The following is a 21,299-nucleotide window of genomic DNA, read 5'->3' as shown; positions in this document are numbered from 1 at the left end:
ACGAAGTCGTTGCTTCAGCGGACCTTGAGCGCCAGCAGCAGGAGCAGCGCCGAAACCCCCAGGTGCAGCAGCATGAAGCGCACCAGCACCTGACTGTTCGACCAGCCGAGTTCCTTGCGGACGTGGTCGTGCAGCGGGAAGCGCACCTTCGACAGCACCTTCAGGCCGAAGAACCGCATCAGCGCCACCTTCACCAGGCCGGTCGCGCCATTCAGCAGCAGCACCGAGCCGATCAACAGCAGGAACAGCGGGTTGTTGGTCGCCACCACCAGCATGCCGATCAACAGCCCGATCGGCCGCGAGCCGGCGTCGCCCATCAGCACCTGGCTGGGCGGGGCGTTGTACCAGAGGTAGCCGGCGATGCAGCCGACCATCAGGAAGGCCATGATCGCCCAGTTGGCGCCGTCGCGGTTGAGCGGGATGTGCAGGTGGCCGGCCACCGCCTCGTTGCCGATCACCGTGTAGAGCAGGCCGCCCAGCAGCAGGATCGCCGTGCCGCTCAGGCTGCCGGAGACGCCGTCGACCCCGTCTGAGCAGTTGGTGGCGTTGATCGACAGCCAGATGACGCCGGCCGCCATCGGGATCGAGATCCACGGCGCCAGGGTCAGTACGCCCTTCCAGCCGGGCAGCCAGATCTGCACGGGCTGGAATCCATAGATCACCGCAGCCGCGCCGAAGGCGATGGCGGCGTCCATGATCGCCAGCTGGTACTCGGAAAAGCCGCCGCGGCGGTCGTCCAGATAGCCGACGATCAGCGCCGCCAGCATGAACGGCACGGTCAGCAGCGGCTTGGCCGTCAACGGTACGAACACCATGCAGGCCAGGCTGAAGATGGTGATGAAGATCAGGCCGGCGCTGACCGGCTTGCCGACGCTCAGCTCGGCGTTGACCGCGAACGCCCGGCCGCGGTCGGTGGGCAGCAGGCCCCACAGCTTCGGCAGCAACAGCCAGGTGCCCAGGGCGCACACTGCGAAGCCCGCCCCGGAGAGGAAGAAGAACGAGTTGAACAGCCGCAGCGGACCCCAGGCCTCGCCAAAGGTCGAATAGATCCAGTTGAGCATTCAGGTCGCGGTCCGCGCGGTTGGACGATCGCCCGGATGTGTCGCAATCCGGGCGGCTTGTCGATGCGGCGTAGGCGCGTGACCTAACCGGCGGTGCTGGTGGCGATCAGGCGGGCATAGAACTGCACCGCACGGTCCAGGTTCTCCAGGCTCATGTGCTCGTTGGTGCCGTGGATCATCTTGATGGTCTCCAGCGAGAAGACCATCGGCTGGAAGCGGTAGACGTCGTCGGCCACCCCGACCAGGTAGCGGCTGTCGGTGCCAGCGGTCACCAGGCTGGGCGCGACCGGCGACTTGGCGGTGTCCCCGGCCAGGGCGGCGACCATCTTCCAGGCCTCCGACGTGGTCGACGAGACCGGCGAGGGCTCATTCGGCTTGCGGCTCCAGGCGAAGGTCACCGGCAGCGCGCCGACCGCGGCCTTGGCCCGTGCGAGCACGCCCTCGGAACTGTCGCCGGGCGCGATGCGGTAGTTGATCCACGCCGTGGCGTCCTGCGGGAGCACGTTCTCCTTGGGGCTGCCTTTCAGCATGGTCGGGGCGATGGTGGTGTGCAGCAGCGCTGCGCCCGACGGGGTGGCCGCCGCCTGCTTGATGATCAGCGGCTCGAACAGCCAGCGGTTGGCCATCGCCATGCGGATCATGAACGAGCCCTGTGGCGCCAGGGTCTCCATCATCATGCCGCCTGGACCGTCCAGCTTCATCGGCGCCTGGTCCTCGGCGATCTTGGTCACCGCCCGGGCCAGGGTCAGCACGCCACCGGAATCGGCCGGCGGGGCTGAGGAGTGGCCGCCATCGGCCTCGGCCGTGACCATCAGGGTCGCATAGCCCTTCTCGGCGATGCCGATCAGCGCCACCTGGCCGCCGGTCAGCGGGTTGTCCGAAATGATCGCCATGCCCTCGTCGAGCACGAACTGGGCCTTGATCCCGCGCGACTTGAAGAGGTCGGCGACGGCCTGGGCGCCGGTGCCGCCGGCTTCCTCGTCGTGGCCCGAGACAAGGATCAGCGTGCGCTTGGGCTTGTAGCCCTGCTGGGCCAGGGCCTCGACGCCCTCGAACAGCGTGACCAGCGAGCCCTTGTCGTCGATCGCGCCGCGGCCCCAGACCGAACCCTCGGCGATCACGCCGCCGAACGGCGGGTGCTTCCAGTCGTCCTCGGTGCCCGGCGTCACCGGCACGACGTCCTGGTGCGCCATCAGCACCACCGGCGCCAGGGCGGGGTCCGACCCGGCCCAGGTGTAGACCAGCGTATGGCCGGCGACGACTTCACGCTTCATCGCCGCGTGCGCGGCCGGATAGGTGGTCTGCAGCCAGGCGTGCAGCTTGTCCCACTCGCCGAGCTGATTGTCGGCCTTGTCCTGGTGGCTGATGGTCTGGAACTGGATCGACTGCGACAGGTGCTCGGCCGCCTTGGCGGTGTCGATCGCCACCGTCGGCGCCAGTTTCACCTTGGAGAGGTCCGCGCCGGCGTTGGGCTTGTAGGTCAGCGTCCTGATCACGACTATGGCCGCGAGCAGTATGATCAGCCCGACCAGGCCCAAGGCGATTTTACCGATGAGTTTCATGCGTCCCCTCTCCTCTGAAACACGACCATAGGTCGGCGACCCTAGGGAAGAGAAGCCGGCTGCTAGCCGCGGGCGGCGCGGGCGAAGAACACTGCAGTCATGACGACCGAGAGGGCGATGGTGGCCGCGCGCACCACCCTGGGATCCAACCGTCGGCCGACGAGCGCACCCAGATATCCGCCGGCCAGGGCCCCGGCCGCGACGATCAGCGCCTCGCGCCAGCGCACCGCCCCGGCGATCGCAAAGCACAGGACAGCGACCGTGTTGGCGGCGCTGACCATCAGGGTGCGCGCCGGATTGAGCTGCTTGAGGTCGACCCCGGCCAGCAGGCTCCAGGCGGCCATCATCATCAGCCCGACCGCGCCGCCGAAGTAGCCGCCGTAGACGCCCAGCGCGAACTGCAGCGCCAGGATCGGGATCGGGCCCGCTTGGGCATGGCGCTGCAGCCAGGGCGCGATCCGCGGCCCGAAGGCCAGCGCCAGGGTCGCGGTCAGCAGCAGCCAGGGCAGGATGACGTCGAAGGTCGAGGACGGGGTCCACAGCAGCAGCAGGCTGCCGGCCAGGCCCCCCGCCAGGGTGACGACCAGCATTGGGCGGATCGGCACGCCGCAGACCTGCGTCAGGCCCTGGCGGTAGACCCAGGCGCTGGCCAGGCCGCCGGGATAGAGCGCCACGGTGCTGGAGGCGTTCGCCGCCACCGAAGGCACGCCCGCCGCGATCAGCGCCGGCAGGGTGACGAACGAGCCGCCCCCGGCCAGAGCGTTCATCGCCCCCGCCAGTAGCCCCGCGCCCAGCAACAGGATCCCGCTTCCCATGGCGGCAAGCTGCGCCGGACGGGGCGGCCGCACAATGCGCGGTCGCCGGGGTCAGCCTTCGCCGGCCGCGAAGGCTAGAGCGACTTGAGCCAGGGCAGCAGCCGGTCGTTGACCTCCTGCGGACGCTCCTGCTGGGTCCAGTGGCCGCAGCCGGGCAGCACGTCGGCGCCGCGGAGGTCGGGCATCTCCGCGCCCATGATCGCCATCAGGTCGCCCTTGCCCAGCATCGACAGCACCAGGTCGCGCTCGCCGCCGACGAACAGTGACGGCTGCTCGATCTTGCGGCCCTCAAACTGACGCAGGTACTCGAAGTCGCGCTGGTGGTTGCGATAGCGGTTGATCGGGCCGCGGAAGCCGGAGCGCTCGAATTCGGCCACGTAGTAGTCGAGGTCGGCGTCGGTCAGCCAGGCGGGGAAGGGGGCGGGGTCGACCAGACCCTCCAGCAGGCTCTGGCCGTGGGTCTTGTTGCTGGGCCAGGTCCCATCCGGAGCATCGCCGCTGATCGCGTAGTAGAACTTGCGAAGGCCGTCGCGGACATTGGCCTCCAGCTCGGCTTCGGCCGGTCCGACGTTCTGGAACCAGGCCTGGTAGAAGAACTTGCCGCGGCTGGTGAAGACGCTCTCGATCATGTCGCTGAATGGCCGCTTGGGCACGCCGGTATAGGGCACCGACAGGCCGGCCACCGCGCGCACCCGGTCCGGGCGGATGAGGGCGGTGTTCCAGACGATCGGCGCGCCCCAGTCATGTCCGACCAGCACGGCGGGCGCGTCGGGGCTCAACGCCTCGATCACCCCGGCCACGTCGGCGACCATGTGCTCCATGTCGTAGTCTTCGACAGCCGGCGGCCGCGAGGAGCCGCCGTAGCCGCGCACGTCGATGGCGCAGGCGGTGAACCCGGCCTCGGCCACGGGGCTCATCTGATGGCGCCAGCTGTACCAGCTCTCCGGAAAGCCGTGGACCATCAGGACCAGCGGCCCTTCTCCTTCGACGGCGGCGCGGAGCGTGACCTCCGGCAAGGCGATCTCACGAAATTCCGGCATGCTGGCTTCTCCCCGAACCGCTTGACCCAACGGCGCCCGGCGCCGCAAATGGCCACGACAAAATCAAACACGTGTTTGGAGGGAACGCCATGGGCGAACTGTTCGACCTGACCGGCAAGGTCGCTGTCATCACCGGATCCTCGCGCGGGATCGGCAAGGCGATCGCCGAGCGGATGGCCGAGCACGGCGCCAAGGTGACCATCTCCTCGCGCAAGGCCGGCCCCTGCGAGGAAGTCGCCGCCGAGATCAACGCCAAGCACCCGGGCGCGGCGATCGCCGTGCCGGCCAACATCTCGTCGAAGGAAGACCTTCAGCGCTTGGTCGACGAGACCCGCAAGGCGTTCGGCAAGATCGACATCCTGGTCTGCAACGCGGCCTCGAACCCCTACTACGGCCCGATGAGCGGCATCGCCGACGACCAGTTCCGCAAGATTCTCGAGAACAACGTCATCGCCAACAACTGGCTGATCAACATGGTCGCGCCGGAGATGCGCGAGCGTAAGGACGGCTCGGTCATCATCATCTCGTCGATCGGCGGCCTGCGCGGCACGGCGGTGATCGGCGCCTATGCGATTTCCAAGGCCGCCGACATGCAGCTGGCGCGCAACCTCGCCCAGGAGCTGTCGCCGGACAACATCCGGGTCAACTGCATCGCGCCGGGCCTGGTGAAGACCGACTTCGCCAAGGCGCTGTGGGACACTCCGGAAGGCGAAAAGCGCGCCTCGTCGGGCACGCCGCTGCGCCGGCTGGGCGAGCCGGACGACATCGCCGGCGGGGCGGTGTTCCTGGCCTCCAAGGCCGGCTCGTGGATGACTGGTCAGACCGTGGTCATCGACGGCGGCTCGACCTCCTGATCGGAGCCGAAGGGGCGCGAAGCGGCGAGCGCTTCCGCCCCCAGCTCCGCGGTATTACCTCAGGCTTGGCGCGAGAGGTCCCGCGCCTTGGCCAGCCGACGCACCCCCTCGTCCAGAGTCTGGTCGTTCTTGGCCAGGCAAAGCCGCAGGATGGTGGTCACGTGGTCCTCCTCGTAGAGGGCCGAGACCGGAATGCTGGCGACGCCGGCGTCCTTGACCGCGCGCAGGGCGAAGGTGCGGTCGGGCTCTGCGATCCCTGAAGCCGCCAGATCGATGTTGAGGAAGTAGGTGCCCTGGGCCGGCAGGGTGACGAACCCCTCGCTGGCCAGCCCCGCGGCCAGCCGATCGCGTGAGCGCTGCAGGTCTCGGGGCATCGTCGCGAACCAGTCGCCGCTGTTTTCCAGCCCCCAGGCGACCGCCGCCTGCAGGTTCGGCGCGGTGGTGAAGGTCAGGAACTGGTGCGTGCGCGACAGGGCGCGGGTCAGCTCAGGCGCAGCGCACAGGAAGCCGACCTTCCAGCCGGTGAGGCCGAACATCTTGCCGGCCGAGCCGATCTTCACCGTCCGCTCGCGCATGCCGGGGAAGGCGATCAGCGGCAGGTGCCGGGCGCCGTCGAACACCACCTGCTCCCAGACCTCGTCGCAGATCGCGATCACGTCGTGGGCGACGCAGAAGTCGGCCAGCAGGGCGAGGTCCTCGCGCGGCAGCACCGCGCCGGCCGGATTGATCGGGTTGTTCAGCACCACGAACCGCGTCTTGGGGCTGAACGCCGCCTCCAGCATGGCGCGGTCGAAGCGCCAGTGCGGCGGGCTGAGCTTGACCAGCCGCGGCACGCCGCCGGCCCGGCGGATCAGCGGCAGGTAGGCGTCGTACAGCGGCTGGAAGACCACCACCTCGTCGCCCGGTTGAATGAGCCCGAGGAAGGCGGCGGCCAACGCCTCAGTGGCGCCGGAAGTGATAGTGATTTCGCTGGCCCAGTCGAAGTCCAGGCCCTGGGTGCGGGCGTAGTGGGCGGCGACGGCGGCGCGCAGTTCGGGCAACCCGGCCATCGGCGGATATTGGTTGTAGCCGTTCAGCACCGCGTCGGCGGCGCGCTCGCGGATCGCTTGCGGGCCGGGATCGTCCGGAAAGCCCTGGCCGAGATTGATCGCCCCCAGCTCGCGGGCCAGGCCCGACATCTCCTCGAAGATGGTCGTGGGAAGGTTTGCAAAGATCGGGTTGGCCATGCGGTTTGCCTAGCACAGCTGGGCGCCGGACGCCTCGCCCGTCGATCTCACCTCGATGATGCGACCAGCCGGGCGGATACGCGTTGTGAGGTCTGGATGGCTCGGCCGCTCTAGCTTGCGGGCGCCGTCCCGCGGTGAAGGAGGGGCAGGAGGCATGGGCGGATCCCAACCGCCGACCGGCTGGAGGCGGGCGCTCGCCTACGGCGGCGTTTCGCTCCTGCTTGGCCTGACCCAGGGCCTGGGCTTCAACCTGGTCAACAACAACCTGCCTTGGATCCAGGGTTCGCTCGGGGCCTATCCGAACGAGGCGGCGTGGCTGTCGACCGCCTACACCGCGACCAACGCCACCATCGGCCTGCTGGCGATCAAGTTCCGCTTCCAGTACGGCCTGCGCCTGTTCGGCGATATCGGGCTTGGCCTGTTTATCGTCGTCGCCATCGCCCACCTGTTCACGGACGACCTGCGCTCGGCCATCGCGGTGCGGGCGGCCTCTGGCGTTGCGGCCACGGCGCTGTCGACCATGGCGCTGCTCTACATGATCGCCGCGGTGCCCGAGCACCGTCGGCCGATGGGGATCGCGCTCGGGGTCGGCTGGAGCCAGTTGGCCGCGCCGCTGTCGCGGCTGGCGTCCTCGGACCTGCTGCAGATCGGCCAGTGGCATGGCCTCTATTTGCTGGAGATCGCGCTCAGCCTGCTGTGCCTGGTGGCCGTCAATCTGGTGCGTGTGCCGCCGATGCCGCGGGTGAAGATGTTCCAGGCGCGCGATTTCCTGACCTTTGCGCTCTTCGCCCCGGGGGTGGCGCTGCTCTGCGCCGTGCTGGCCCAGGGCCGCTATGTCTGGTGGTTCGACGCGCCATGGCTGGGCTGGGCGCTGGTCGCGGCCATCGTGCTGCTCGCCGCCTCGGTGCTGGTCGAACTGCACAGGGACAAGCCGCTGCTGCACATCCGATGGCTGTCCAGCGCCGACATGCTGCGGTTGGTGGTGATCATCCTGCTGTTCCGCATCGTGCTGTCCGAGCAGGGCGTCGGAGCCTTCGGCTTTCTGCAGGCGATGGGGATGAACAACGATCAGCTGCGCGGCCTGTCCTGGGTGATGTTCTGGGCGACGCTGGCGGGCGTGGTGATCGTCGCTGTGACCATCAATCCGGCGCGGGTCTCGACCCCGGCCCTGATCGCGCTGCTGCTGATCGCGGCGGGGGCCTACTGGGACAGCCACGTCACCAGCCTCACCCGGCCCGAGCAGATGTACTTCAGTCAGGGCCTTATCGCCTTCGCCAGCGCCCTGTTCCTGCCTGCCGCCATGCTGGCCGGCTTCGGCCGCGCACTGCGCCAGGGGCAGGAGTTCATCATCAGCTTCGCCGTCATCTTCGGGGCCGGGCAGAGCCTCGGCGCGCTGGCCGGCTCGGCCTTCCTGGGCACGCTGATGACGGTGCGCGAGAAGGCCCACTCGGCCCAGATCGTCGAGCGGCTGCTGCTGACCGATCCGCAGGTGGCCGCGCGCGTGCGCCAGTACGCCGGCGCCTATGGCGGGACGATCACCGATCCGGCGCTGCGCCAGGGCGAGGGCCTCGCCCTGTTGAGCCAGTTGGCGACGCGCGAGGCCACGGTGCTGGCCTATGCCGACGTCTTCCGGGTGATCGCCGTGCTGTCGTTGCTGGTCTTCGCCTATCTCCTGGCCCTGCGCCTGCGCGAGGATGCGCGGGCGCGGCGGGCCGCCGCCATGACCCCAGCCGAGGCCGTCTGACGTGAGCGACACCGCGCCCGCCCCGCCCCCCGCCAAACGTCCCTGGTCGCGCGCCGCCATTCCCATCGTGCTGGCCGCGATCGGCGGGGTGCTGCTGGTGCTGTTCGCCTGGCGGCTGCCGCCGTTCGACACCGGCGTGCAGAGCACCGACAACGCCTATGTCCGCGGCTATGTCACGATCATCAGCCCCAAGCTGGACGGCTACGTCGCCGAGGTCCTGGTCAAGGACTTCATGCCCGTGAAGGCCGGGCAGACGCTGGTGGTGATCGACGATCGGAACTACCGCGAGAAGGTCGCGCAGGCCAACGCGGCGCTGGCCGTCCAGAAGGCCAACCTCGCCAACTGGGATCAGCAGCGCCGTCGCGGCCAGGCCAACATCAGCCTGGTCGGGGCCGAGGAGGAGAGCGCGCGCGCCGCGCTGGCCAAGGCGCAAGCCGATTTCCGCCGCGCCGAGCCGCTGGTCCAGAAGGGCTGGCTGGCGCCCACCGAGCTGGACCGCCTGCGCCTGGCCGTTCAGCAGGCTCAGGCCGCCGTCGGCCAGGCCCAGGCGCAGGGTCGGGTGGCGCAGGAGGACCTAGCCTCAGTCGGCGTCAACCGCGCCGCGCTGGAGGCCGCCGTCGCCCAGGCGCAGGCCGCGCTCGAACTGGCGCAGATCGATTTGGCCAACACCCGCATCACAGCCCCGATCGCCGGGCAGGTCGGCGAGGTCGGGGTCAAGGTCGGCCAGTATGTGGCCCCTGGCACCCAACTGATGGGGCTGGTGCCGCAGGCGGTCTGGATCACCGCCAACTTCAAGGAGACGCAGATGAAGGACGTGGCGGTGGGCGAGCCGGTTCGCGTCCGTATCGACGCCCTGCCGGGAACGAACCTGCAGGGCAGGGTCGAGCGCATCGGCCCGGCGGCGGGATCGGAGTTCGCGGTGATCAAGCCTGACAACGCCACCGGCAATTTCACCAAGGTGGTTCAGCGCATTCCGGTGCGCATCACTCTCGATGACGGGCAGGAGGCGACCGGCCGGTTGCGGCCCGGCATGTCGGCGGTGGTCAGCATCGACACGCGCCGCCGCTAGCGGCGGCTAGACGGCGCTCAGCGCCTCGCCGAGGGTGCGGCGGCTGAGCGGCTTGCCCAGGAAGCCGATCGGCTTGATGGCCGCCATCGAGCGGCGGAATTCCTCGGTGATTGAGCCGGAAACGAACAGAGAGCGCACGCCGAGCTTGTCGTAGAGCTTGCGGGCCAGCACGCCGCCGTCGGCGCCGCGGGCCAGGCGGATATCGACCAGGGCGATGTCCGGACGGCCGCCCTCGGCCAACGTCCAGGCCTCGTTGGCGTCGGCGGCCTCGGCCACGACTTCGTGGCCCATGTCCTCAAGCAGGCCGACGATGTCGAGCGCGATCAACGCGTCGTCCTCAACCACCATGATACGCACTGCGCGGCTCAACTCCTGGGGAAGACGACGGCGAACGACGCGCCGGCCTTCGGTTGTTCTATCTCGAAGCGCCCGCCGAGCTGTCTCGCCAAGGCTTCGATCGCCCGCATCCCGAGGCTTTTACGTTTCGCCGGCGAAAAGTCCTTAGGCAGACCTTCGCCGTCGTCGGCCACGCTCAAACGGTAGAGCTCGCCGTCTGTTCCGAAGGCGACCCTTATTGTGGAGGGCCTATCGGTCGGGCAGCCGTATTTCAAGGCGTTGGTGATCAACTCATTGAGGATCAGCGCCAGCGGGACGGCCTGCTTCACGTCCAGCACCGCGTGCTCGATGGCGGTCTCCAAGGCGACGTTGTCGCGGCCCAGCGAGTTGACGAGGTCCTGCGCCAGGGCCTCGGTGTAACGGCCGGCGTCGAATGCGCCGATGGCGTCGTCGGCCTTGTACAACTGCTCGTGAACGCGGCCGACGGCGATGATCCGGTCGAGCGTCCGGTTCAGCGCCTCGCGGGCGTCATCATGCTCCACGGCCCGCGATTGCAGCCGTACGACGCTGGCGATCTGCTGCAGTGAATTCTTGACCCGGTGATTGACCTCGTCGAGCAGCAGGGTGCGGTCGTCGAGCAGGCGGCGCAGCCGTTGGGCCACGTCGGACTCGGCCTCGCGGTCCAGGCTGATGTCGCGCAGCGCCTTGAAGAACAGCAGGGCCAGCAGGGCCGCGAAGATGATCAGGGCGGCGACGATCACCGACCGCACGACCGTGACCTGCCGTTCGCGCTGGTGCTGGAGCCGGCGCTCTTCCTGTTCAAGCTGGCCGGCGATGGCGCGTACGCCTTGCATCGCTGCAACGCCCTGGCCGCGCTGGATGATTTGGATGGCGGCTCCGGGTGATCCGGTCTGGCGGGCGGCGACCGTCTGGTCGATCACGTCCATCCGCGTGGACATCAGCGCCTGAAGGCGCGTCAGCCGTTCCTGTTGTTCGGGATTGTCGCGCGTCAGCCGCTCAAGAGCGCTGATATGGATCGCCGCCGTCGTGCGGGCGCCTTCGATCTGCCGGGTGAACTGAGAGTCGCCGGTGAGGATGAAGGCCCGCTGAGCAGACTCGGCCTCGGTCAGCGACAGCCGAAGCCCTTCGATCTCGATCCGCACCTCATGGGCGTGGGTCAACCAGCCGGCGGCGCGGTCGTACCAGACGAAGGCGCCGCCAAGGGCCGCAAAGGCCAGGAACAGCGCGGTGACGGTGCCGGCGAGCAGGCGGAACGCGCGTTCGCGCGCCGCCTGCCTGCTTATGCTGGGTACCGCCCCCGCTTGCGCCACTACTCCTCCTTGACGCGCCGCTTGCGGAAGGAGGGGTTCAGCACCTGCTTGCGCAGACGGATCGACTTCGGCGTGACTTCGACCAGTTCGTCTTCCTCGATGTAGGCGATGGCCTGCTCGAGGGTCATGCGGCGCGGCGGGGTCAGGCGCACGGCCTCGTCCTTGCCGGAGGCGCGGACGTTGGTCAGCTGCTTGGCCTTCATCGGGTTGACGTCCAGGTCGTCGGCGCGGCTGTTCTCGCCGATGATCATGCCCTGGTAGGTCTTCTCGCCGGCGCCGACGAACATGGTGCCCCGCTCTTCCAGGTTCCACAGCGCATAGGCTGCGGTTTCCCCGTCGGAGTTCGAGACCAGCACGCCCTTACGGCCGGCGTCGATCGCGCCCTTGTAGGGCTCGTAGTGGCTGAACACGCGGTTCAGCACGCCCGAGCCGCGGGTGTCGGTCAGGAACTCGCCCTGATAACCGATCAGCGAGCGCGAGGGAGACATCAGGCTGATGCGGGTCTTGCCCGCGCCCGACGGGCCCATGTCCTTCAGCTCGGCCTTACGGGCCGACAGCTTCTCGATGACGATGCCGGTGAACTCGTCGTCGACGTCGATCATAACGTCTTCGATCGGCTCCATGCGCTGTCCGTTTTCATCGGTCTGGAACACCACGCGCGGACGGCTGATCGAAACTTCGAAGCCCTCGCGGCGCATGCCTTCGATCAGCACGCCCAGCTGCAGTTCGCCGCGGCCGGCGACTTCGAAGGCGTCCTTCTCGGAGGTCTCGGTGACGCGGATGGCGACGTTGGACTCGGCTTCCTTCAGCAGGCGCGCGGCGATGACGCGGCTCTGCACCTTGTCGCCTTCGCGGCCAGCCAGAGGACTGTCGTTGACCGAGACGGTCATCGAGATGGTCGGCGGGTCGATCGGCTGGGCCGGAAGGGCGTCGACGACTTCCATGGCGCAAAGTGTGTCGGCCACTGTGGCCTTCGAAAGGCCAGCGATCGCCACGATGTCGCCCGCTTCGGCGCCGGCGTCGATCGGCTGACGCTTCAGGCCGCGGAACGCCAGCACCTTGGTGATGCGGCCGCGCTCGATTTCCTTGCCGTCACGCGACAGCGCCTTGATGGCCAGGCCCGGGACAGCCTTGCCCGCTTCGATGCGGCCGGTCAGCAGGCGGCCCAGGAACGGGTCGCTTTCGATCAGCACCGACAGCATCTGGAAGGGCTCGTCCTTGCGGGCCTCGGCCTTCGGCGGCGGCACGTGGTCGACGATCAGGTCGAACAGCGGGCCGAGGTTGTCGTTCGGCTGGGCCAGGTCCAGCGTCGCCCAGCCGTTCTTGCCCGACGCGTAGATGTGCGGGAAGTCCAGTTGCTCGTCGCTCGCGCCCATGGCCGCGAACAGGTCGAAGGCGTCGTTCAGCACGCGATCCGGATCGGCGTGGGCGCGGTCGACCTTATTGAGGCAGAGGATGGGGCGCAGGCCCATCTTCAGCGCCTTGCCCAGCACGAACTTGGTCTGGGGCATGACGCCTTCTTCGGCGTCCACGAGGAGGACGCAGCCGTCCACCATGCCGAGGATCCGCTCGACTTCGCCGCCGAAGTCGGCGTGGCCGGGGGTGTCGATGATGTTGATGCGGGTCTCGCCCGCTTTTCCGTTCCAGAGGACGCTGGTGCACTTGGCGAGGATGGTGATCCCCCGCTCGCGCTCCTGGTCGTTCGAGTCCATGGCGCGCTCAACCGTCGCCTCATTGGCTCGGAAAATGCCCGACTGGGCTAGGAGCTGGTCGACCAGGGTGGTCTTGCCGTGGTCGACGTGGGCGATGATGGCGATGTTGCGGAGCGACATTGATTTGGCTTTATGGGCGCCTATTTGGGGAAGCGCGCGCTTTTAGGTGACGAATGGCTTTTGCGCCAGCGCCTTCTCGCCGCGGCGCCGAACATTGATATCGTGTCGTTGTGCGGTGCAGCAAACCTTAGCTGTCTGGGGCGTCTTCAAATCTCACTGATTTGTAACGAATTTTTTCGACGCTTTTAGAAATTGTGATGGGTCCGGCACAAAATCGCTTGTTGTTTTGTGCGTCGCACCGTATATGTTCGAACTGTGAGGCGGCGCTGCCGCTTCTGCCCTTCCTGGGCGTTTCCTCCCTAATGAACTGCCGGGCCTTCGGGTCCGGCTTTTTTTTGGCCTGAGCCCTGGGGCTGCGAAACTATCGCCTCGGTCCGACTCCGTATAGGAACGGAGCATGAACCTGGACTCCCTCCTGCTCGCCGTCCTCGCCGCCTTGCTGGCGGCCATTCCCGCGTTGGCCTGGGCGCTTATGGAGCGCGGCCGCGCCAACCGGGCCGAGGCTAGGGCGTCCGAGCTGCAGGACGCGGCGGTCCGCCTGCGGCTGCTGGAAGAGCAGGAGGCCAAGAACACCGCCTTTCTGCAGGCCCAGGCCGCCGCAGCCATCGCCGAGCAGGTGATGAAGCGCGCCGACGAGACCTTCCATAATAGAGAGCAGCTCGCCCAGGCGCGGCTCGAGGCGCAGCTGAAGCCGGTGGCTGAGACCCTGGCCAAGTTCCAGGAGCAGGTGGTCGCGGTCGAGAAGACCCGCGCCGAAGAGACCGGCGGCCTGAAGGAGCAGATCAGCCAATTGCTGCAGGCCTCGACCGCCACCCAGGCCGAGGCGCGCAAACTGTCTGCGGCGCTGCGTCGCGGGGCCGGGGTGCAGGGCCGCTGGGGCGAGCAGACCCTGCGCAACGTGTTGGAAGCCGCCGGCCTGCACAATCGCTACGACTTCGACGAACAGACCTCGACCGACAGCGAGGAAGGCCGCCGCCGTCCTGACGTCACCGTGCGGCTGCCGGGCGGGGCGGTGTTCGTGATCGACGCCAAGTGCTCGTTGAACGCCTTCCTTGAGGCGCAGGACGCGCCCGACGAGGCCAGCCGCGAGGCGGCCTATCTGCGCCACGCCCAGAGCGTGCGTGCACACATGCAGGGCCTGTCGGCCAAGGCCTACTGGGACCAGTTCAATCAGGGCTCGCCCGACTTCGTCGCCATGTTCATCCCCGGCGACAGTTTCCTGGCCGCCGCGCTGGAGCGCGCGCCCGAGCTGATGACCGAGGCCATGGACCGCCGGGTCTTGGTGGTGACGCCGACCACGCTGTTCGCGCTCTGCAAGGCGGTGGTCTACGGCTGGCGGGTCGAGGAGCAGGCGGCCAACGCCCAGGAGATCTCCAAGCTGGGCCGCGAGCTCTACAAGCGGATCTCGGTGATGGGCGCGCACGCCGGCTCGGTCGGCAAGGCGCTGGAGGCGGCGGTCAGCCGCTACAACCAGTTCGTCGGTTCGCTGGAGACCCAGGTGCTGACCCAGGCCCGCCGCTTCGAAGACCTGAAGGTCGACCACGAGGGCAAGGAACTGCCGGAACTGGCGCCGGTGGAGACCGGAATCCGCCCGTTGGCCAAGCTCGCCGCCGATCCCGACCTCGCCGACACCGGACGCGTCGCCGCCTTGACGGCGAAGGGACGCTGACCTACCTGCGTTTTTATGGCTATCCGCGAAATTCTCGTCGTTCCGAATCCGGTCCTCAAGCTCGTCTCCCAGCCCGTCGCCAAGGTCGACGATGAGTTGCGCGCGTTGATGGATGACATGCTGGAGACGATGTACGACGCCCCGGGCATCGGCCTGGCCGCGATCCAGATCGGCGTGCCCAAGCGCGTGATCGTCATGGACATCTCCGGCCCCGACGACGAGAAGGCGCCGCGCTACTTCGTGAATCCGGAAATCGTCTGGAGCTCCGAGGACACCGCGCCCTACGAAGAGGGCTGCCTTTCGATCCCGGACATCTACGACGAGGTCGAGCGCCCGGCGCGCGTGAAGCTGAAGTACCTGAACTATCAGGGCGAGGAAGTGATCGAGGACGCCGACGGCCTGTTCGCGGTCTGCATCCAGCACGAGATGGACCACCTGGAAGGCGTGCTGTTCATCGACCACCTGTCGCGTCTGAAGCGCGACCGCGCTGTCGCCAAGGTCAAGAAGCAGGCCCGCGCGGCCTGACTTCACCATTGAGGTTCACACCGATGGACCTCGACCGAGTTCTCGCCCTCTTTGACGCCGATGTGCGCGTCAGCCCGGTGGCTGCCCCTGGCACGCAGGTGCGGCGCGCAGGCCCGCTCGTTCTGCTGACGGGCGGCTTCAACTACGTCTCGTGGTGGGATCTGTCCGCCGACACGGCGCCGGCCGCCGTGCGGGACTGTGCGACGCGCTTCCGAACTCGCAGCGAGGAACTGCTGTGGCGGGTCTACGATCACGACCAACCGTCCAACCTATCGGCCTGCCTGGCTGACGAGGGTTTTGAGCCGGATCTCTCCGGCACGTTGATGTTCTTCGACCTGGAGCAGGAGTGCCTCCCAGCGCCCGTGGACGGCGTCGAGGTCCGGCGCGTGCGCAGCATCGACGATCTCGACGACTTCGTTCGGGCGAACGGCGAGGCTTTCGGCCAGGAAGAGCCCTGGCAGAGAGACGCCTTCAGGGACCGCCTCGACGATCCCGACCTCGCCCTCTTCGTCGCCTATGTGCAGGGGCGGCCCGTGGCGTCGGCTCGGCTGGAGATGGCCGAGGGTCGGGCCTTCGGTCTGCTGTTCGGCGGGGGCGTGGCCCCGGCCCATCGTGGCCAGGGTCTCTACCGCGCCCTGGTGGCCGTGCGGGCGGCGGAGGCCAAGGCGCGAGGCTTGCGCTATCTGAGCATCGAGGCCCGCGACACCAGCCGGCCGATCCTGGAGCGTTTGGGCTTTGCGCCAGCGGTTCGGGAGACCACTTGGGTCCTTCGCGCCTAAGCCCCGCGACGCTTGCGTGAGTGATAGGTAAGCGCCAGCGCGATGCAGTGGGCGACCACGTCTTCATTCAGCGGCGTCGCGGCGTCGAAGATCAGCGCCCGCTTGCCGTCATAGGTGAGCGCGTCTCCATAGAGGTCGCGGAAGCTGGCCAGCAGGTCGGTCTGGCAATGCACGTAGAGGGCGTACTGCGAGCCGCCCCGGCCGTCGATGCGGATGGTGCCGCCGGTCTTGGTCAGATAGCTGGGCTGGCCCCAGCGCAGCGCCTCTTCGATCGCCTCGACTCCGGGCGTCACCGCGGCGGTGTCGAGGATCAGGCGGCGCAGGCGCTTCAACGCCGACCGCGTCGGCTCTGGATGGCGATTCAGCCGCGCCTCGATGTCGCTGGGCTGCTGCATCGCGCGCGCCAAACGGTCGCGCCTGCCCGAGCCGGGGCCCAGACAGGCGCGAGGCCGTTAGTGCTTTTCCGGCGCCGTGGCGTCGTGGACCGCGGCCTTGGCGTCCTTAGCCACGCCAGTGGCGGCGGCCTTGGCGTCGGCGGCCGCGTCCTTAGCGGCGACGCTGGCGTCCGCCGCGGCGGCCTTGGTGTCGGCGGCGACGGTTCCGGCCGCGGCCTGAGCCTCGGCGGCGGCCTTGTCGGCGGCGGCCTTGGCGTCAGCCGCAGCCTGGTCGGTCGCGGCCTTGGCGTCGGCGGCGGCCTGATCGGCCGTGGCCTTGGCCTGGTCCTGGGTGGCCTGCGAGCAAGCCGAAAGCGCGAGGCCCGAAGCGACCAGGGCGACGATCATGATATTGCGCATAGATTGGTTCTCCCTTCCCGAGTGCATCTCACAACGGCGGAGCTTGCATGAGGTTCCTAAATTCCGCCACCGGCGTTACACGCCCCTGATGCGCATCGCTTTTCTCGGAACGCCTGACTTCGCCGTCGCCGCCCTCGCCGCCCTGGTCGAGGCCGGGCACGAGGTCGTCTGCGTCTATTCCCAGCCTCCTGCGCCGCGCGGCCGCGGCCAGACGCTGAAGCCCTCGCCGGTTCACGCCTACGCGCAGGACCGCGGCATTCCGGTCCGCACGCCGGTTTCGATGCGCGACCCCGCGGAGATCGAGGCCTTCGCCGCTCTCCAGATCGACGCCGGCGTGGTGGTGGCGTTCGGCCAGATCCTGCCCGCCGCCGTGCTCGACGCCCCGCGGCTCGGCTGTTTCAACCTGCACGCTTCGCTGCTGCCGCGCTGGCGCGGCGCCGCCCCGATCCAGCGGGCGATCATGGCTGGCGACCAGGTCACCGGCGTCGAGGTCATGCAGATGACCGAGGGGCTGGATGAAGGTCCGGTGCTGGCCTCCGAGACCGTGCGCATCGATGCGCTGGAGACCGCCTCGACGCTGCATGACCGCCTGGCCGTGGTCGGCGCCGAGCTGCTGGCGCGAACCATGGCCGCCGTCGAGCGCGGCGAGGCCAAGGCGGTCCCGCAGGCGGCCGAGGGCGAGACCTACGCCAAGAAGATCCGTCCCAAGGAGGCGCGCCTGCGCTGGGACAAACCGGCCGCCGAGGTCGATCGCAAGATCCGCGGTCTCTCGCCGTTCCCGGGCGCCTGGTTCGAACTGCCGACCGACAAGGGGCCGGTGCGGGTCAAGGCGCTGCTCTCGCGCCTCGAGGACGGGCAGGGCGCGCCGGGCCAGGTCCTGGACGACGCCCTGCTGGTCGCCTGCGGCGAGGGCGCGGTGCGGCTGTTGCGCGTCCAGCGCGAGGGCAAGGGTCCGCAGGACGCCGAGACCTTCCTGCGCGGCGCGCCGGTGGCGGCCGGGACCGAGCTCACCTGATGCCGCGCTACAAACTGACCATCGAGTACGACGGCCGCCCCTACAAGGGCTTCCAGGCCCAGGACGAGCTGCCGTCGGTCCAGGGGTCGATCGAGCGCGCGGTGAAGTCGTTCAGCGGCGAGACCCTGCGCCTGCAGGCGGCCGGCCGAACTGACACCGGCGTCCATGCGACCGGCCAGGTGATCCACATTGACCTCGCCAAGGAGTGGCGGCCCGAGGTCGTGCGCGATGCGATGAACGCCTATCTCGTGCCCGAGCCGATCGCCGTGCTCGACGTGGAGGTCGCCGTCGGCGATTGGCACGCGCGGTTTTCGGCGACCGAGCGGCGCTACATCTACCGCATTCTCAACCGCAAGAGCCCGCCCGCCCTCGACCAAGGCCGGGTCTGGCACGTGAAGAAGCCGCTGGACGCCGCCGCCATGGACGCCGCCGCCCGCCAGCTGATCGGCCACTACGACTTCACCACTTTCCGCCACATGCAGTGCCAGGCGAAGTCGCCGATGAAGACGCTGGACGTGGCCCGCGCCTGGCGCGAGGGCGAGTATGTGCTGCTGGAGTTCGCCTCGCGCTCGTTCCTGCACCGCCAGGTCCGCTCGATGACCGGCACCTTGGCCGAAGTCGGCGTCGGCCGCTGGGCGCACGACGACGTCCGCGCCGCGCTGGAGGCGCGCGACCGTAAGGCCTGCGGTCCGGTGGCTCCGGCCGATGGGCTCTACCTGACCGGCGTGCAGTACTAGCGGCTTCGCCGGCCCCTCACCCCATCCCTCTCCCGAGGGAGAGGGAGTCCATGTTGCAAAGCCTCTCTAGGTGCGTCCCTCTCCCGCCTGCGGGAGAGGGGAGGGTGAGGGCGAGCGAAGCGAGGGCGGCCTAAGCCGAGAACGCCGCGAAGTACCGCTCGATCAGCCGCTCATAGACCTTCTGCAGGTCGTGGATCTCCTGCACCGGCGCGCGCTCGTCGACCGCGTGCATGGTCTTGCCCACCAGGCCCAGCTCGACCACCGGACAGAGGGCGCGGATGAAGCGGGCGTCGGAGGTGCCGCCCGTGGTCGACAGGTCGGGCGCCGCGCCGGCCACGTCCTGAACCGCCGCCGCGACAACGTCGGTGAACGCGCCGGGCTCGGTCAGGAACGCCTCGCCGCTGATCACCGGCTCCACGGTGATGGTCCCGGCAAAGCCCTCGCGCGACTTGGCGGCCTCGGCCTCGATCCAGGCCGCGAGCTCAGCGCCCTTGTGGGCCGGATTGAAGCGGATGTTCAGCCGCGCCTTGGCCTGGGCCGGAATGACGTTGGTGGCGGCGTTCCCGACGTCGATCGTGGTCACTTCCAGGTTGGAAGGCTGGAAGCCGGTATAGCCCTCGTCCAGCACGTGGTTCTGCAGCCGACCCAGCAGGTCGATCAGCACCGGGATCGGATTGGCCGCGCGATGCGGATAGGCCACGTGCCCCTGGCGGCCGTCGACGGTGATCCAGGTGTTGATGGAGCCGCGGCGGCCGATCTTGATCATGTCGCCGAAGGTCTCGGCGCTGGACGGCTCGCCGACCACGCAATGGTCGATGACCTCGCCCTCTGCGGCCAGCGCTTCGACGACCATCTTGGTGCCGTGGGTCGCCACGCCTTCCTCGTCGCCGGTGATCAGGAACGAGAGCGAGCCGGTCACCTGGCCGGCGGCGATGGCCTTGGCGGCGGCGGCGGCGAAGGCGGCGACCGCGCTCTTCATGTCCACGGCCCCGCGGCCGATCAGCATGCCGTCGACGATCTCGGCGGCGAAGGCCTGGCGGCTCCAGGCCGCGGCGTCGCCCACCGGCACCACGTCGGTGTGGCCGGCGAAGCAGAGGTTCGGGCTGGCGGTTCCGTAGCGGGCGTAGAGGTTCTCGATCTCGCCGAACTTCATGCGCCGGCAGGAAAAGCCCAGGCCCTCCAGCGTGCGCTGGACGATGTCCATGGCGCCCTCGTCGGCGGGTGTCACCGACGGGCGGCGGATGAGTTCCTGGGTCAGGGCGACGGGATCGAGCTGCGGCATGGTTCGCTGGTAGCGGCGAGCGTCGCGCGGGGCAATGGTGTTGAGTCGCGCGGGCGTCAAGTCGCCGCGCTCAGAATGGGTAGCTTAATGAAAGCTTACCCACCCGATATGGGAAGTAACTGTATCGACCTGGGACGCCCCTTCAAGAATTATGCCTTATCCGCTCACGGAGACGGCGAACGATGTTCAACTTTTTCAAGCAAAAAGCGTCGTTGGCGTCTGCAGAGAATGTTGGAGACATCATCGATATTCTTGAGCGCGGAGGAAGCGTTCGAGGGACGCAACTACCGCCCCATATATTCACGCCCAAGGCGGAGCATCAGGTCTCGGCCAGCGATCACATCTATTTTGCGGTTCGATCGGTCGCCGCCGACAGTCGCCAGCATGTGTTGCAGTACGCCTTCGTCGATGATCGGGGCAACGTGGTGCTCAGCGCCTTCGTTCGGTCGAGCGGCGCCACGGCGCTCTACGGCGGCGTTTGCAGCGAGGACCTTTCCGTCGATCCGATGGAGGAGGCGGCCTTCACTGGCCTGGCCATGAAGCTTTGCCGGGGGGCGACCTTGGTGGCGTTTCATCGGGTTCTGCAGGGCGGCCTGCTGCCCCAGGGCTCGCTGGCCGCGGCGAGCGGCGCCGAGTGCGCTTGGCGGCGGTTCCAGGCGGTGGCTCGGCGCAAGGGCATCGGCCTGTCGCGCCGCGAGCCGCTGGCGCTGAACGATTGCCTCGAGAAGTTGGGCATGGAGCCGCTCGAGAGCGAGGACGCGGCGCTTCGCGCCCTCGCGATCCGCAGGCTGTGGCGCCGGCTGGACGATCTCGAATAGGGGGGCGCGGTCAGCGCTCCGTCCGCACCGCGTCCCAGAACAGCGGCTTGAGGTCCGTGAAGAACTGGTCGACGTCGTAGCCTTCGCCGAGGGTGAATAGGCCGTCCGGTTCGCGCACCAGCAGACCGCGCTCGACCAGGGCCAGCAGCTTGCGCCGCGTCGTTTCGCGCGGGATCTGGGTGATGTCGGCCAGACTAAGGGCGTTGAGGCCGCGCCGTCGGCGGAAGGTCGGCGGCGGGCGCGGCCCGCGCGGCAGCGACTCCGACATCTCGGCCAGCAGGAAGACCAGGTAGAGCAGGTACTGGTCGAGATCGCCGTCGAAGCGCGAGCGGATCTTGATCAGGGTCGCTGAGAGGTGGCCGCCCCAGCGGTAGAAGAACCGCATGGCGTCCTGCTCCAGATAGCCGGATGCGGGCTCGGTCCAGTTGGCGGTTTCGTGGTCGGAGCGCTCAGTCGGCAGATCGTCTGAGAAGGCTTCGACGGCGGCGATGGATAGCGCTTGGCTCATGGTTCGGGCGCTCCATTAAGGTTAATTTCAGTCGACCCCAGTCATCTCCGGCAAAATTCAATATCCTGTAATAACAACGGGCTCCGAACTCGCCGCGTGTCGCGTTAAGGATATTGATGATCTCTGCTTTCTGATGCTCGCGTCACTGGAGAAGCTAGCTTTGGCGAAGTATCGCGAGAAGCGAATGCTATAGTTAATTGCGCATTAGGCCCAATCTCGGGGCCTTTTCCTGTGGATGAGGGCGCTGGCCTGACCCAAAATGAAACGCCCCGGCCCGCATAGGCGCGGCCGGGGCGTGTGAA

General features: G+C 68.2%; 21 protein-coding genes. 9 read left to right on the top strand and 12 right to left on the bottom strand.

Features of this window, described 5'->3' with window-relative positions; genetic code table 11:
* Positions 1–14 precede the first annotated feature (14 nt).
* From C0481_RS16190 to C0481_RS16175, 4 genes are all read right to left on the bottom strand, one after another.
* Positions 15–1,061, bottom strand: coding sequence for a hypothetical protein (locus tag C0481_RS16190; RefSeq protein ID WP_293405651.1), 1,047 nt, complete (start codon positions 1,059–1,061; stop codon positions 15–17).
* 83 nt (positions 1,062–1,144) lie between these two features.
* On the bottom strand, positions 1,145–2,623 hold the full coding sequence (locus C0481_RS16185; protein WP_293405649.1) for a M20 family peptidase: 1,479 nt from the start codon (positions 2,621–2,623) through the stop codon (positions 1,145–1,147).
* Between the two features lie 62 nt (positions 2,624–2,685).
* Entirely contained in the window at positions 2,686–3,438 is a 753-nt protein-coding gene (locus tag C0481_RS16180; RefSeq protein WP_293405648.1) for a sulfite exporter TauE/SafE family protein, read from the bottom strand.
* Between the two features lie 74 nt (positions 3,439–3,512).
* Positions 3,513–4,478, bottom strand: coding sequence for an alpha/beta hydrolase (locus C0481_RS16175; protein WP_293405647.1), 966 nt, complete (start codon positions 4,476–4,478; stop codon positions 3,513–3,515).
* Positions 4,479–4,567: 89 nt separating this feature from the next.
* Here C0481_RS16175 and C0481_RS16170 point away from each other — a divergent pair, with 89 nt between their 5' ends.
* Complete coding sequence (locus C0481_RS16170; protein WP_293405646.1) at positions 4,568–5,332, top strand: SDR family oxidoreductase; 765 nt, start codon at positions 4,568–4,570, stop codon at positions 5,330–5,332.
* A 59-nt stretch (positions 5,333–5,391) separates the two neighbouring features.
* Here the strand turns inward: C0481_RS16170 and C0481_RS16165 are convergent, their stop codons facing one another.
* Positions 5,392–6,558, bottom strand: coding sequence for an aminotransferase (locus tag C0481_RS16165; protein ID WP_293405645.1), 1,167 nt, complete (start codon positions 6,556–6,558; stop codon positions 5,392–5,394).
* A 154-nt stretch (positions 6,559–6,712) separates the two neighbouring features.
* Between C0481_RS16165 and C0481_RS16160 the strand changes: the two genes are divergently transcribed.
* Positions 6,713–8,302 (top strand): MFS transporter, encoded by a 1,590-nt coding sequence (locus C0481_RS16160; protein WP_293405644.1) that lies wholly within the window; start codon positions 6,713–6,715, stop codon positions 8,300–8,302.
* A 1-nt stretch (position 8,303) separates the two neighbouring features.
* The gene (locus C0481_RS16155) at positions 8,304–9,371 is read left to right on the top strand and encodes an HlyD family secretion protein (RefSeq protein ID WP_293405643.1); all 1,068 of its coding nucleotides are present in this window, start codon (positions 8,304–8,306) and stop codon (positions 9,369–9,371) included.
* Positions 9,372–9,377: 6 nt separating this feature from the next.
* Here the strand turns inward: C0481_RS16155 and C0481_RS16150 are convergent, their stop codons facing one another.
* Genes C0481_RS16150 through typA form a run of 3 tightly spaced genes read right to left on the bottom strand, consistent with a single transcriptional unit; the run spans position 9,378 to position 12,870 of the window.
* On the bottom strand, positions 9,378–9,719 hold the full coding sequence (locus C0481_RS16150; RefSeq protein WP_293405782.1) for a response regulator: 342 nt from the start codon (positions 9,717–9,719) through the stop codon (positions 9,378–9,380).
* A 17-nt stretch (positions 9,720–9,736) separates the two neighbouring features.
* Complete coding sequence (locus C0481_RS16145) at positions 9,737–11,038, bottom strand: CHASE3 domain-containing protein (RefSeq protein ID WP_293405642.1); 1,302 nt, start codon at positions 11,036–11,038, stop codon at positions 9,737–9,739.
* Positions 11,038–12,870: a translational GTPase TypA gene (typA, locus tag C0481_RS16140; RefSeq protein WP_293405641.1), complete on the bottom strand. Its 1,833-nt coding sequence runs from the start codon at positions 12,868–12,870 to the stop codon at positions 11,038–11,040. The genes C0481_RS16145 and typA overlap by 1 nt, the downstream gene beginning before the upstream one ends.
* Positions 12,871–13,267: 397 nt before the next feature.
* Between typA and C0481_RS16135 the strand changes: the two genes are divergently transcribed.
* From C0481_RS16135 to C0481_RS16125, 3 genes are read left to right on the top strand one after another with little or no spacing between them, the layout of a single operon-like run.
* Positions 13,268–14,539 (top strand): DNA recombination protein RmuC, encoded by a 1,272-nt coding sequence (locus tag C0481_RS16135; protein WP_293405640.1) that lies wholly within the window; start codon positions 13,268–13,270, stop codon positions 14,537–14,539.
* A 15-nt stretch (positions 14,540–14,554) separates the two neighbouring features.
* Positions 14,555–15,064 (top strand): peptide deformylase, encoded by a 510-nt coding sequence (gene def, locus C0481_RS16130; protein WP_293405639.1) that lies wholly within the window; start codon positions 14,555–14,557, stop codon positions 15,062–15,064.
* A 23-nt stretch (positions 15,065–15,087) separates the two neighbouring features.
* Positions 15,088–15,843: a GNAT family N-acetyltransferase gene (locus C0481_RS16125; protein WP_293405638.1), complete on the top strand. Its 756-nt coding sequence runs from the start codon at positions 15,088–15,090 to the stop codon at positions 15,841–15,843.
* Here the strand turns inward: C0481_RS16125 and C0481_RS16120 are convergent.
* Together C0481_RS16120 and C0481_RS16115 are read right to left on the bottom strand one after the other, a co-directional pair.
* A complete protein-coding gene (locus C0481_RS16120) occupies positions 15,840–16,238 on the bottom strand; it encodes a DUF1801 domain-containing protein (protein WP_293405636.1) in 399 nt (132 codons plus the stop codon). The genes C0481_RS16125 and C0481_RS16120 overlap by 4 nt on opposite strands.
* Before the next feature lie 57 nt (positions 16,239–16,295).
* The gene (locus tag C0481_RS16115; protein ID WP_293405635.1) at positions 16,296–16,637 is read right to left on the bottom strand and encodes a hypothetical protein; all 342 of its coding nucleotides are present in this window, start codon (positions 16,635–16,637) and stop codon (positions 16,296–16,298) included.
* An 88-nt stretch (positions 16,638–16,725) separates the two neighbouring features.
* Here C0481_RS16115 and fmt point away from each other — a divergent pair, with 88 nt between their 5' ends.
* Both fmt and truA read left to right on the top strand, forming a co-directional pair.
* Positions 16,726–17,652, top strand: coding sequence for a methionyl-tRNA formyltransferase (gene fmt / locus C0481_RS16110; RefSeq protein ID WP_293405634.1), 927 nt, complete (start codon positions 16,726–16,728; stop codon positions 17,650–17,652).
* Positions 17,652–18,389, top strand: a complete 738-nt coding sequence (truA, locus tag C0481_RS16105; protein WP_293405633.1) for a tRNA pseudouridine(38-40) synthase TruA — start codon at positions 17,652–17,654, stop codon at positions 18,387–18,389. Before fmt ends, truA begins: the two co-directional genes overlap by 1 nt.
* Positions 18,390–18,519: 130 nt before the next feature.
* On the opposite strand, the gene dapE is transcribed toward truA, so the two are convergent.
* Positions 18,520–19,671 (bottom strand): succinyl-diaminopimelate desuccinylase, encoded by a 1,152-nt coding sequence (gene dapE / locus C0481_RS16100; RefSeq protein WP_293405780.1) that lies wholly within the window; start codon positions 19,669–19,671, stop codon positions 18,520–18,522.
* 386 nt (positions 19,672–20,057) lie between these two features.
* On the opposite strand from dapE, the gene C0481_RS16095 reads away from it, so the two are divergent.
* Complete coding sequence (locus C0481_RS16095; RefSeq protein ID WP_293405632.1) at positions 20,058–20,489, top strand: hypothetical protein; 432 nt, start codon at positions 20,058–20,060, stop codon at positions 20,487–20,489.
* A gap of 10 nt (positions 20,490–20,499) precedes the next feature.
* On the opposite strand, the gene C0481_RS16090 is transcribed toward C0481_RS16095, so the two are convergent.
* Positions 20,500–20,997, bottom strand: coding sequence for a hypothetical protein (locus tag C0481_RS16090; protein ID WP_293405631.1), 498 nt, complete (start codon positions 20,995–20,997; stop codon positions 20,500–20,502).
* Positions 20,998–21,299 lie beyond the last annotated feature (302 nt).

Source organism: Phenylobacterium sp. (genome assembly GCF_013822795.1).
GTDB lineage: Bacteria > Pseudomonadota > Alphaproteobacteria > Caulobacterales > Caulobacteraceae > Phenylobacterium.
Note: the sequence above shows the minus strand (reverse complement) of the source record. Positions and strands in the feature narration are given on the sequence as shown.